Here is a 10776-nt window from a genome sequence, read left to right as displayed (position 1 = left end):
CCGACTGCCCCGGCTGCTGGCCCCATGACGACGAGGGGTGGCATCGGGCACCCATACCTCGCCTCGACCAGCACGACGCTCACCGCTGCCGCCCAAACAGAGGGAAAACTGTTCCGCCTCGTGGACTTCTTCAGCAGCCTGCTAGGCACCGCTCGCCCCCTCCGCGCGGGTGCCCCGCAAGGTCAGGGGCGCCAGCGCAGGAAATTGCCAATCAGCCGCAGCCCCGTGGCCTGGGATTTCTCCGGGTGGAACTGGGTGCCGACGATGGTGTCGCGCCCGACGATGGCGGTCACGGGGCCGGCATAATCCACATGCGCCAGCAGATGCGCCGGGTCGGCCACCCGCATCGCGTAGGAATGCACGAAATAGGCGTGGTCGCCGGTCTTGATGCCTTCCAGCACCGGGTGGGCGCGGTCGACGATCAGGTCGTTCCAGCCCATGTGCGGCACCTTCAGCGCCGGGTCGGCGGGCCTGATCCGCGTGACCTCGCCGTCGATCCAGCCGAAGCCCGCGGTATCGCGGTATTCGCGCCCCAAGGTTGCCAGCATCTGCATGCCCACGCAGATGCCCAGAAACGGCACCGCGCGCTGGGTCACGGCCTCGGCGATGGCTTCGTACAGGCCGGCATGATCGCTCAGCGCCTGGCGGCAGGCCGGAAAGGCCCCGTCGCCCGGCAGCACCACGCGGGTGGCGCGGGCCACATCTTCGGGCCGGCTGGAAACCAGCACCGCGCCGGCGTCGGTTTCTGCGGCCATGCGCTGAAACGCCTTTTGGGCCGAGTGCAGGTTGCCGCTGTCGTAATCGACCAGCACGGTCAGCATCGCATGTCCTTTCGGCGGCGCGCCGGGGCAGGCGGTCGGATGCCTCCGGCGGGGATATTTGGATCAAGGTGAAGGGTCAGAGCGTGCCCTTGGTGGACGGGATGGCATCGCCCTTGCGCGGGTCGGCTTCGACGGCGGCGCGCAAGGCGCGGGCCACGGCCTTGAAGGCGGCTTCGGCGATGTGGTGGCTGTTGACCCCGGCGGCTTGCGTCACATGCAGCGTGATGCCGCCGTGGGTGGCCAGCGCCTGAAAGAACTCCCGCACCAGTTCGGTGTCGAACTGGCCGATCTTGGGCGTCGGGAACGTGACGTCCCACACCAGGAAGGGGCGCCCCGACAGGTCCAGCGCGCAGGCGACGCGGGCATCGTCCATCGGCAGGGTGCATTCGCCATAGCGCCGGATGCCGCGCTTGTCGCCCAGAGCGCGTGTCAGGGCCTGGCCAAGCGCAATGCCGCAATCCTCGACCGTGTGGTGGTCGTCGATGTGCAGGTCGCCCCTGGCGCGCAAGGTGATGTCGATCAGCGAGTGGCGTGCCAGCTGGTCGAGCATGTGGTCGAAGAACCCGACGCCGGTTGCGATGTCGTAGCGGCCGGTGCCGTCGAGGTCGATCGTGACCGAGATGTCGGTTTCGGCTGTGGTGCGGGTGAGGGTGGCCTGGCGCATCGGGTCCTTTCGGGCGGGTGAGGCGCCCGACGGGCGCGGGGCGGGCAGATGCCTCCGCCTTGCGCAAGAGCGGCGGATCACGCGCCTTATAGGCGCGGGCGGGCGCCCCTGCCAAGGGGCGGCGTGACGCCGCCTGCCTGTGGCCCTATGGTGGCCGGGAAGGAGGACCGCAATGCCGCTGAATGCCCTGACCGGAACCCGCATCCGCGAACGGCGCGCACAGGCCGGGTTGCGCCAGACCGATCTGGCGCGGGCGGCCGGCGTTTCGGCCAGCTATCTGAACCTGATCGAGCACAACCGCCGCAAGGTGGCTGGCGAGGTGCTGGTGCGGATTGCCGCGGCGCTGGGGGTCAGCGTGCAGGCGCTGTCGGGCGACGGCGAAGCCGATGTCGTGGCGGCGCTGCGCGAGGCCGCCGCCGCGGCGGCGCTGCCGGTCGAGGCCGACCGGGCCGAGGAATTTGCCGGGCGCTTTCCGGGCTGGGCAGCGCTGGTGGCCGCGCAGCATCGCCGTCTGGTGCAGCTGGAAACCACCGTCGAGGCGCTGTCGGACCGCATGACGCAAGACCCGCACCTGTCGGCCAGCCTGCACGAGCTGCTGTCGGCCGCGGCCTCGGTGCGTTCGACGGCGGCGATCCTTGCCGACACCCCCGATATCGAGCCCGAGTGGCGCCAGCGCTTTCAGCGCAACCTCGCCGAGGACAGCGCGCGGCTTGCCCGGGGGGCCGAGGCGCTGGTCGGCTATCTGGATGGCGTCGCCGCCCCTGAAACCGGAATCGCGGCGCCGCAAGAGGAGTTCGAGGCCTGGGCCAGCGCGCAAGGGTGGCATCTGCCGGCGCTGGAAGCGGGGGCGGACCCCGAAACCTTGCTGCTAGGGGCGGCCGAGCTGGCCAGCCATGCGGCGCGCGAACTGGCGCGCAACTGGCTGGAAATCTATGCCCGCGATGCGCAGGCCTTGCCGCTGGAGGCGATGCAGGCCGCGGTGGCCGAATTGGGGCCGCATCCCTGGCGCCTGGCGCAACGATTCGGCGTCGATCCTGCGGCGGTGTTGCGGCGGCTGGCGGTGTTGCCGGGCATCGTGGCCGGGCTGGTGGTGTGCGACGGGTCGGGCACGCTGATCTTTCGCAAGCCCGTCGTGGCCTTTCCCTTGCCGCGCTTCGGGGCGGCCTGTCCGCTTTGGCCGCTTTACGATGCCTTGCAGCGCCCCGGCCAGCCCCTGCGGGTGTCGGTGACGATGGCAGGGCGGCAGGTGGCGGGGTTCGACACTTGGGCGTGGTGTGCGGCGCATTACCCCGCGGGGTTCGAAGCCCCGGCGGTGCTGCGGGCGCAGATGCTGATCCTGCCGAGCCCGGCCGATCAGGCGGGCGCGCGGGCGGTCGGCACCTCGTGCCGGATCTGCCCGCGGGCCGGTTGCCCGGCACGGCGCGAGCCGCCGATCATGGCCGAAGGGGCCTGACCCCGCCTTACTTCAGGCGCGTCCAGGTCTGTTTCGAGCAGAGCAGCCCCCCTGCAATGCAACCGGCAAGGCGCAGGCTGTCGCCCGACAGCTCGATCTTGCCGATGTAGACCTTGTCGTTCGAAGGACGCCAGACCTGGCCGGCGTATTTGCCGCCGCCTTGCGGAACCATGTCGATCACCAGTTTCTTGCCCAGGTTGGGCGACTTGTATTCGCCCTGGGCATTGAAGGTGCGCTTGATGACGCCGCAGATGGCTTGCCCGCAAGGCGCCATCTGCACATGGGCATAGGCGCCGTCGTCGGGCTGGGTCTGCCACATTCCGTGCACGGGGTCGGCCAGCGCCGGCGCAGCCAGCAGCACCAAGGCCGCGGCAAGAACTGTCTTCATCTGTTCCTCCCTCAGGGGCGGCCGCCTTGCCGGCCGCCTGCGGCGCAGATTCGCGCCGCGCGGGGATTCGGGCAAGCGTGACGTCGCTTCCCCTGTGCGGCCGCGCTTGCCCCCTGCGGCTTGCCGTGCCATCAGGCGGCGCGAAACGGTGCGGCTGCGGAGACCCGGCGATGATCCTTTACCCTGCCATCGACCTCAAGGACGGACAGTGCGTGCGGCTCTTGCGCGGCGAGATGTCGGCGGCGACGGTATTCGGCGACGATCCGGCGGCGCAGGCGGCGGCCTTTGTGGCGGCGGGGTGCCAGTGGCTGCATCTGGTGGACCTGAACGGGGCCTTCGCGGGCCGGCCGGTGAACGCCGCGGCGGTCGAGGCCATTCTGGCGCGGGTGGATGTGCCGTGCCAGCTGGGCGGCGGCATCCGCGACATGGCGACCATCGAGGCCTGGCTGGACAAGGGGCTGGCGCGGGTGATCCTGGGCACGGTCGCGGTGGAGAACCCGGATCTGGTCCGGCAGGCGGCACGCGCCTTTCCGGGCCGGGTGGCCGTGGGGATCGACGCGCGCAAGGGCTTTGTCGCCACGCGAGGCTGGGCCGAGGAAACCCGGGTGCAAGCGGTGGACCTGGCGCGTCAGTTCGAGGATGCCGGCGTGGCCGCCCTGATCTATACCGACATCGACCGCGACGGCGCCATGCAGGGCCCGAACATCGAGGCGACGGCCGCGCTGGCGCGGGCGGTGGCGATTCCGGTGATCGCCAGCGGCGGCGTGGCGCGGATGGCCGACCTGCTGGCCTTGCGCGATACCGGCGTGATCGCCGGGGCGATTTCCGGCCGGGCACTTTATGACGGGGCAATCGACCTGGCCGCGGCCCTGGCGGCGTTGGGCTGAGCGTCCGCGGCGCTGCGCGGGGGGCCTTGCCCCCCGCACCCCCCAGGATATTTCCGCAAGGTGAAGGTGGGGGCGCGCTCGGCTGGATCAGTGATCGGGCGGCAGCAGGCCCAACCCGCGCAGATAGATGCCGATGCCGGTTTCCAGCAGGTCTTCGGGCGCGAAAGGCGTGTTCGCGCCGGGCCGGGTGCGGGCGAACAGTTCCACCACGCCGTGGCTCATGGCCTGGACATGCGCGGCAAACATCGCCGAAGGCGGGCGCCGGCCGGGCGGCAGGTGTTCGGACAGCCGGGCGGCGGCGGCTTCCTGCGTGGCGCGGGCGCGGGCGGCGGCGCGGGCCAGGTCGGGGTGGCCGGCAAGATTCACGCCGCTTTCGAACATGGCCACGTAATGCCCGGGAAAGCGGCGCGCAAAGGCAAGGTAGGCGCGGCCCGTCGCCTCGAATGCGGCAAGGGCGCTGGGTTGGCCGCCGTTGTAGGCGTGTTCCATCAGGTCGGCGAAAATCTCGAAGCCCTGGCGCGCGGCCTCGGCGATCAGGTCGTCGCGCCCCTGGAAATGGCGATACACCGCCGCCGGGGTGACGCCGGCCTCCTTGGCGGCTTCGGACAGCGTGAAGCCGTGCGGGCCGCGATCCTCGATCAGCTTCAGGCAGGCATCGACCAGCGCCTGGCGCAGGTTGCCGTGGTGGTAGCCTTGCTTAGCCATCATGCCACAGGTCTGGGCCGCCGCAGATGGCGGGATCGGCGGCATAGGCCGGATTGCCTGGGTTGCAGGCCGCCAGCACCGTCTGCACCACCGCGAGGCGAGCGCGGTTCTTGTCGTCGGAGCGGATCAGCGTCCAGGGGGCGGCCGGCGTATGGCTGCGGTGCAGGGTTTGGCGGATCGCCTCGGAATAGGCGTCCCATTTCGGCAGGCCCTGCACGTCGATCATGCTGAGCTTCCATTGCTTGAGCGGGTCGGCCTCGCGTGCCAGCATCCGGCGCAGCTGTTCGGCGCGGCCCACGTTCAGCCAGATCTTGACCAGGGTTATGCCTTCGTCGACCAGGGTTTCCTCGAACCCCGGCAACTGGTGAAAGAAATGTTCGCGCTGCGCCGGCGTGCAGAAGCCGAACACATGTTCCACCACGCCGCGGTTGTACCAGCTGCGGTCGAAGACGGTGATTTCGCCGGCGGCCGGCAACCAGTCGATGTAGCGCTGGAAATACCACTGCGTCGCCTCGCGTTCGGTGGGCTTGGGCAGGGCGACCACGGTGCAGGCCCGCGGGTTGAGGTTTTCGGTCAGGCGCTGGATGCAGCCGCCCTTGCCGGCGGCATCGCGCCCTTCCATCACCACCACCATCCGGCGGCCTTCGGCGCGCATCGCCGATTGCAGCCGCACCAGCGCGATCTGCAAGGGCTTCATCGCGGCCTCGTAAGCCTCGTCGTCCATCTCGCGGCGATAGGGGTAGGAGGGCGAGAGGATGTCGCGCTTTTTCGCGCCTTTCAACGCGGCGCGGATGTCGGCGGGGGCTTCGTCGCGGGCAAAGCGGCTGATGGCGCCGTCGAAGGGCAGGTCCATGAGGGTCTCCGGCAGGTCTGGCGCAAGTCTTGCAGGAAAGGGCGAGACGGGGAAGGGGTCAGCGCCCGGCGAACCAGCGGTCGAGCCGGCCGGCCAGATGCGCCCAGACCCGGGGGGCGCCGCGCATGACCTTGCTGCCGACGCGGCTTTCCAGCTGGTCGCGGGTGACGCCGTAGTCCACCCAGGTGCCGCCCCCCGCGCCGAGGTTCTGCAGCACCGGCTGCACCCGGTCCAGCGATTTGGCGAACACCGCATCCGGCGTTTCGGCCGCCTCGAATTCGTCCCAGAGCGCGCGCAGCTCTGCCGCTTGTGCAGCGGGAAGCAGGCCGAACAGCCGGTCGGCCGCGGCCTTTTCGCGGTCGAGCAGCGCTTGCGACCCATGACGGCTCGCGCCTTGCGCGTGGATCGGAGTATCGCCGGTGTCGATCTCCACCAGGTCGTGGATCAGCAACATGCGGATCACCCGGTCGATGTTCACGCCGGGGGGCGCCTCGTCGGCCAGCACCAGCGCGAACAAGGCGACGTGCCAGGAATGTTCGGCCGAATTCTCGCGCCGCGAACGGTCCATCAGCGGCGAGGCGCGCAGCACCGTCTTGAGCCGGTCGGCCTCGGCCAGAAAGGCAAGCTGCGCGTCGAGGGGGGCGCTCACGATGGCGCCCTGGCCGCCCGCAGCCGCGCCAGTTCGCCATCGAAATACTGGCGCCCCCGGCGTTCGGCCAGACGAAGGCGCATCGAGGTCAGAAACGCCTCTTCCATCGTCGGCGACAGTGCGCCGATGGCCTTGGCGACCCGTTCGTGCAGCCGGTCGTCGCCGGTTTCCTGCATGGCGGCATAGACATCGCCCGACAGCGCATCGGCCAGGTCTTCGAGCAGCGCCATCAGCGGGTGCTTTCGGTCAGCCGGCGTTTCACATAGTCGGAAACGGCGGAAATCATCGGCTTCATGTGGGCCTCGTCGTCTTCGAAGAAGTGGCCGGCGCCTTCGATCTGGGTATGGGTGATGGTGATGCCCTTCTGCTCGTGCAGCTTGTTGACCAGCGTCACGGTATCCTTGGGCGGTGCGACGCGGTCGGCCGAGCCGTTGATGATGAGGCCCGAGGCCGGGCAGGGGGCAAGGAAGCTGAAGTCGTACATGTTGGCCGGCGGCGCCACCGAGACGAAGCCGGTGATTTCCGGCCGCCGCATCAGCAGCTGCATGCCGATCCAGGCGCCGAAGCTGAACCCTGCGACCCAGCAGTGCTTGGCGTTCTGGTTCATGGATTGCAGGTAATCGAGCGCCGAGGCGGCATCGCTGAGTTCGCCGATGCCCTGGTCGTATTCGCCCTGGCTGCGCCCCACGCCGCGGAAGTTGAACCGCAGCACGGTGAAACCGAGATTGTGAAAGGCGTAATGCAGGTTGTAGACAACGCGGTTGTTCATCGTGCCGCCGAACTGCGGGTGCGGGTGCAGGATGATGGCGATGGGCGCATCGCGTTCGCGCTGCGGGTGATATCGGCCTTCGAGGCGGCCTTCGGGGCCGGGAAAAATCACTTCGGGCATGGGCGGATCGCGGCTTTCCCTGGTTGTACGGGCCCGCACGTCGGGTTGACGCGGCAAGGGCCAGTCCTTAGAATTATTCCAAACGGCCGGAAGCTTCCAGCCGGACCGGGGTTGAGTTAAGCATCCGGGGGTCTGGCGTCAATGGTGCGGGTGCGGGTGCGGGTGCCGGCCCGGCAAGAGGTATGGCATGAAGCTTTCCACGAAAGGGCGCTACGCGATGGTGGCGCTGGCCGATCTGGCGCTGCATCCGGGCGACGGGCGGGTGTCTCTGGCGGAAATCTCGCGCCGGCAGGATATCTCGCTGGCCTATCTTGAGCAGCTGTTCGTCAAGCTGCGCCGGGCCGGGCTGGTCGAATCGGTGCGCGGGCCGGGGGGGGGCTATCGTCTGGCGCGCAGCCCCGACGCGATCCGGGTGACCGAGGTGCTGGAGGCGGTCGAGGAAACGGTGGATGCGACGCAGGCGGGGGCCGGCGCCTCGGGCGGGATGTCGGGCAGTCGGGCGCAGTCGTTGTGCAACCGCCTGTGGCAGGGGTTGAGTGCCAATGTCTATGTCTACCTGCATCAGGTGCGGTTGTCGGATGTGGTGGGCAATGCTCTGACGCCCTGTCCGGCGGTGCCGGCGCTGTTTCGGGTGGTGGACGAGGAATGAGGCCGCAAGGCGGGGGGCCAGCCCCCCGTCCGGCCCCGCAGGCGGCGCCGGACTCCCCCCGGGATATTTGGGGCAAGGTGAAAGACGGAAAAAGGGGGCAGGGGTGAGCCGGTCGCGCGTCTATCTGGATTGGAACGCCACCGCGCCGCTGCGCCCCGAGGCGCGGGCGGCGATGATGGCCGCGCTGGATGTGGTGGGCAATCCGTCTTCGGTGCATGCCGAGGGGCGGGCGGCGCGGGCGCTGGTGGAACGGGCGCGGGCGCAGGTGGCCGCGGCGCTGGGGGCGCAAGGCGCGGATATCGTGTTCACCTCGGGGGCGACCGAGGCGGCGGCGCTGGCCTGTGCGGGCCGGGGCCTGCGATGTGCTGCGATCGAGCACGAGGCGGTGTCGGCCTGGTGTGCCGAGGTGCTGGCTGTCGATGCGGCCGGGCGTGTGCTGGTGGACGATCCGGCGCGCTGCGCGCTGCAACTGGCCAATTCCGAAACCGGCGTCGTGCAGGTGCTGCCGCCGGAGCTGGCGGTCGGCGACCTGACGCAGGGGGTCGGCAAGCTGCCTTTCGCCTTCGACTGGTCGGGCATCGACATGGGCATCGTCAGCGCGCACAAGCTGGGTGGCCCCAAGGGCATCGGCGCGCTGGTGATCCGGCGCGGGCTGGACGTTGCGGCGCAACTTCGCGGCGGCGGGCAGGAAATGGGCCGGCGCGCCGGCACCGAGAACCTTGTGGGCATCGCGGGTTTCGGTGCGGCGGCCGAGGCCGCGGCGCGCGATCTGGCCGACGGGGTGTGGGAACCTGTCGCCCGACTTAGAAATATTCTAGAGTCATCATTGTCAGCGCCGGATTCGGGGACTATTTCAGTCGGGCATGGGGCAGAGCGGTTGCCCAACACCTTGTGCCTCGTCACGCCGGGCTGGAAGGGCGAGACCCAGGTGATGCAGATGGACCTGGCCGGGTTCGCCGTTTCGGCGGGGTCGGCCTGTTCCAGTGGCAAGGTGCGCGCCAGCCGCGTGCTGCGCGCGATGGGGTTGGATGAAACGGCGGCCGCCTGCGCGATGCGGGTGTCGCTGGGGCCGGAAACGGCCGAGGACGAGGTGATGCGCTTTGCCGAAAGCTGGGCCGCGGCCCGGGCGCGGGCGCAGGCGCGCATGCGGTAGCCGGGCGGCATGGCCCGGGCAGGACAAGAAGGCCAGGCTGCAAGGCCGGGGCTGGATGTGACAACCGGGGCGCCGGGCCCCGGGCAGGATGCGGGGCGCGCGGGGCCCCAGGACAAGGGAACGAGGGAATGACGATGCTCGACCAGGACAGCGCGGTGACCGAGGTGCGCGACGGCGTGGACCGCGAGACGATCGAGACCGTGCAGGCCATGGCCGGCAAGTACAAATACGGCTGGGAAACCGAGATCGAGACGGACTTTGCCCCCAAGGGCCTGTCCGAAGACATCGTTCGGCTGATTTCGGAAAAGAACGGCGAACCGGAATGGATGCTGGAATGGCGCCTGGCCGCCTATCGCCGCTGGGTGCGCATGGAAGAACCACGCTGGGCGATGCTGAACTACCCCGAGATCGACTATCAGGACCAGTATTACTACGCTCGCCCGAAAAGCATGGCCCAGAAGCCCAAGAGCCTGGACGAGGTCGACCCCAAGCTGCTGGCCACCTACAAGAAGCTGGGCATCCCGCTGAAGGAGCAGGCGATTCTGGCCGGCGTCGAAGGCGCCGAGGACGCTGCGCCGCGCAAGGTTGCGGTGGACGCGGTGTTCGACAGCGTCAGCGTCGGCACCACCTTCAAGGAGGAACTCGGGAAGGCCGGCGTGATCTTCTGTTCCATCTCGGAAGCGGTGCGGGAACACCCGGACCTGGTGCGCAAGTATCTGGGCTCGGTTGTGCCGCAGTCGGACAACTTCTTTGCCACGCTGAACAGCGCGGTGTTTTCCGATGGCAGTTTTGTCTACATCCCGCCCGGGGTGCGCTGCCCGATGGAGCTGAGCACCTACTTCCGCATCAACGCCGAGAATACGGGCCAGTTCGAGCGCACGCTGATCATCGCCGACAAGGGCAGCTATGTATCCTATCTGGAAGGCTGCACCGCGCCCAAGCGCGACACCCACCAGTTGCACGCCGCGGTGGTGGAGATCGTGATCCTCGACGATGCCGAGGTGAAGTATTCCACGGTGCAGAACTGGTATCCCGGCGACGAGAACGGCAAGGGCGGCATCTACAACTTCGTCACCAAGCGCGCCGACTGCCGCGGGGATCGGTCCAAGGTGATGTGGACGCAGGTGGAAACCGGGTCGGCGATCACCTGGAAATACCCGTCCTGCATCCTGCGCGGCGATGACAGCCAGGGCGAGTTCTATTCCATCGCCATCGCCAACAATGCCCAGCAGGCCGACACCGGCACCAAGATGGTGCACCTGGGCAAGCGGACCAAGTCGCGCATCGTGTCCAAGGGCATCAGCGCAGGCCGGGCGCAGAACACCTATCGCGGGCTGGTCAGCATGCACCCCAAGGCGGTGGAAAGCCGCAACTATACCCAGTGCGACAGCCTGCTGATCGGCAACCGCTGCGGCGCGCATACCGTGCCCTACATCGAGGTGCGCAACAATTCCTCCCGCGTCGAACACGAGGCGACCACCTCCAAGGTCGATGACGACCAGCTGTTCTATTGCCGGTCGCGCGGGATGGACGAGGAAGAAGCGGTGGCCCTGGTCGTCAACGGCTTCTGCCGCGAGGTGCTGCAGGCCCTGCCGATGGAATTCGCCATGGAGGCGCAAAGCCTGGTGGCGATTTCGCTGGAAGGCAGCGTCGGCTGAGGGCGCG

General features: G+C 68.9%; 13 protein-coding genes. 5 read left to right on the top strand and 8 right to left on the bottom strand.

From position 1 onward, the window contains the following. Positions 1-182 precede the first annotated feature (182 nt). Together hisH and hisB are read right to left on the bottom strand one after the other, a co-directional pair. Entirely contained in the window at positions 183-821 is a 639-nt protein-coding gene (gene hisH / locus ACK4S2_RS11360; protein ID WP_409624143.1) for an imidazole glycerol phosphate synthase subunit HisH, read from the bottom strand. A gap of 76 nt (positions 822-897) precedes the next feature. After that, positions 898-1485 carry an imidazoleglycerol-phosphate dehydratase HisB gene (gene hisB / locus ACK4S2_RS11355; protein WP_409624140.1) on the bottom strand — a complete coding sequence of 196 codons (588 nt, stop codon included), beginning with the start codon at positions 1483-1485 and terminating at the stop codon, positions 898-900. Between the two features lie 172 nt (positions 1486-1657). Here hisB and ACK4S2_RS11350 point away from each other — a divergent pair, with 172 nt between their 5' ends. Beyond that, on the top strand, positions 1658-2938 hold the full coding sequence (locus tag ACK4S2_RS11350; protein WP_409624137.1) for a helix-turn-helix domain-containing protein: 1281 nt from the start codon (positions 1658-1660) through the stop codon (positions 2936-2938). A 7-nt stretch (positions 2939-2945) separates the two neighbouring features. On the opposite strand, the gene ACK4S2_RS11345 is transcribed toward ACK4S2_RS11350, so the two are convergent. Continuing rightward, a complete protein-coding gene (locus ACK4S2_RS11345) occupies positions 2946-3326 on the bottom strand; it encodes a DUF2147 domain-containing protein (protein WP_409624134.1) in 381 nt (126 codons plus the stop codon). Between the two features lie 170 nt (positions 3327-3496). Between ACK4S2_RS11345 and hisA the strand changes: the two genes are divergently transcribed. Then, positions 3497-4213, top strand: coding sequence for a 1-(5-phosphoribosyl)-5-[(5-phosphoribosylamino)methylideneamino]imidazole-4-carboxamide isomerase (hisA, locus tag ACK4S2_RS11340; RefSeq protein ID WP_409624131.1), 717 nt, complete (start codon positions 3497-3499; stop codon positions 4211-4213). An 87-nt stretch (positions 4214-4300) separates the two neighbouring features. Here hisA and ACK4S2_RS11335 read toward each other — a convergent pair whose 3' ends face one another. The 5 genes from ACK4S2_RS11335 to ACK4S2_RS11315 are packed head-to-tail and all read right to left on the bottom strand — an operon-like array spanning position 4301 to position 7309. Beyond that, entirely contained in the window at positions 4301-4918 is a 618-nt protein-coding gene (locus ACK4S2_RS11335) for a TetR/AcrR family transcriptional regulator (RefSeq protein WP_409624146.1), read from the bottom strand. Further along, positions 4911-5771, bottom strand: a complete 861-nt coding sequence (gene ppk2, locus ACK4S2_RS11330) for a polyphosphate kinase 2 (RefSeq protein ID WP_409624128.1) — start codon at positions 5769-5771, stop codon at positions 4911-4913. The genes ACK4S2_RS11335 and ppk2 overlap by 8 nt, the downstream gene beginning before the upstream one ends. Positions 5772-5829: 58 nt before the next feature. Beyond that, complete coding sequence (locus ACK4S2_RS11325; RefSeq protein ID WP_409624124.1) at positions 5830-6420, bottom strand: HD domain-containing protein; 591 nt, start codon at positions 6418-6420, stop codon at positions 5830-5832. Beyond that, positions 6417-6650: a hypothetical protein gene (locus ACK4S2_RS11320; RefSeq protein WP_409624121.1), complete on the bottom strand. Its 234-nt coding sequence runs from the start codon at positions 6648-6650 to the stop codon at positions 6417-6419. Before ACK4S2_RS11320 ends, ACK4S2_RS11325 begins: the two co-directional genes overlap by 4 nt. Beyond that, positions 6650-7309, bottom strand: coding sequence for an alpha/beta hydrolase (locus ACK4S2_RS11315; RefSeq protein WP_409624118.1), 660 nt, complete (start codon positions 7307-7309; stop codon positions 6650-6652). The genes ACK4S2_RS11320 and ACK4S2_RS11315 overlap by 1 nt, the downstream gene beginning before the upstream one ends. 187 nt (positions 7310-7496) lie before the next feature. Between ACK4S2_RS11315 and ACK4S2_RS11310 the strand changes: the two genes are divergently transcribed. The 3 genes from ACK4S2_RS11310 to sufB all read left to right on the top strand — a co-directional run bounded on the left by ACK4S2_RS11310 (position 7497) and on the right by sufB (position 10769). Then, complete coding sequence (locus tag ACK4S2_RS11310) at positions 7497-7958, top strand: Rrf2 family transcriptional regulator (RefSeq protein WP_409624115.1); 462 nt, start codon at positions 7497-7499, stop codon at positions 7956-7958. Positions 7959-8061: 103 nt separating this feature from the next. Further along, a complete protein-coding gene (locus ACK4S2_RS11305) occupies positions 8062-9111 on the top strand; it encodes a cysteine desulfurase family protein (protein ID WP_409624112.1) in 1050 nt (349 codons plus the stop codon). Positions 9112-9239: 128 nt separating this feature from the next. After that, on the top strand, positions 9240-10769 hold the full coding sequence (gene sufB / locus ACK4S2_RS11300) for a Fe-S cluster assembly protein SufB (protein WP_409624109.1): 1530 nt from the start codon (positions 9240-9242) through the stop codon (positions 10767-10769). Positions 10770-10776 lie beyond the last annotated feature (7 nt).

This window comes from Gemmobacter sp. (assembly GCF_046292685.1).
Lineage (GTDB): Bacteria > Pseudomonadota > Alphaproteobacteria > Rhodobacterales > Rhodobacteraceae > Wagnerdoeblera.
The sequence above is the reverse complement of the archived record's forward strand: the minus strand, read 5'-3'. Positions and strand labels throughout refer to the sequence as shown.

What these genes read in the sequence shown, in the direction of transcription:
- hisB (WP_409624140.1), bottom strand. Translation starts at nt 1,485, where the DNA reads ATGCGCCAGGCCACCCTCACCCGCACCACAGCCGAAACCGACATCTCG.
- ACK4S2_RS11310 (WP_409624115.1), top strand. Translation starts at nt 7,497, where the DNA reads ATGAAGCTTTCCACGAAAGGGCGCTACGCGATGGTGGCGCTGGCCGAT.
- sufB (WP_409624109.1), top strand. Translation starts at nt 9,240, where the DNA reads ATGACGATGCTCGACCAGGACAGCGCGGTGACCGAGGTGCGCGACGGC.
- hisA (WP_409624131.1), top strand. Translation starts at nt 3,497, where the DNA reads ATGATCCTTTACCCTGCCATCGACCTCAAGGACGGACAGTGCGTGCGG.
- ACK4S2_RS11335 (WP_409624146.1), bottom strand. Translation starts at nt 4,918, where the DNA reads ATGGCTAAGCAAGGCTACCACCACGGCAACCTGCGCCAGGCGCTGGTC.
- ACK4S2_RS11315 (WP_409624118.1), bottom strand. Translation starts at nt 7,309, where the DNA reads ATGCCCGAAGTGATTTTTCCCGGCCCCGAAGGCCGCCTCGAAGGCCGA.
- hisH (WP_409624143.1), bottom strand. Translation starts at nt 821, where the DNA reads ATGCTGACCGTGCTGGTCGATTACGACAGCGGCAACCTGCACTCGGCC.
- ACK4S2_RS11350 (WP_409624137.1), top strand. Translation starts at nt 1,658, where the DNA reads ATGCCGCTGAATGCCCTGACCGGAACCCGCATCCGCGAACGGCGCGCA.
- ppk2 (WP_409624128.1), bottom strand. Translation starts at nt 5,771, where the DNA reads ATGGACCTGCCCTTCGACGGCGCCATCAGCCGCTTTGCCCGCGACGAA.
- ACK4S2_RS11345 (WP_409624134.1), bottom strand. Translation starts at nt 3,326, where the DNA reads ATGAAGACAGTTCTTGCCGCGGCCTTGGTGCTGCTGGCTGCGCCGGCG.
- ACK4S2_RS11320 (WP_409624121.1), bottom strand. Translation starts at nt 6,650, where the DNA reads ATGGCGCTGCTCGAAGACCTGGCCGATGCGCTGTCGGGCGATGTCTAT.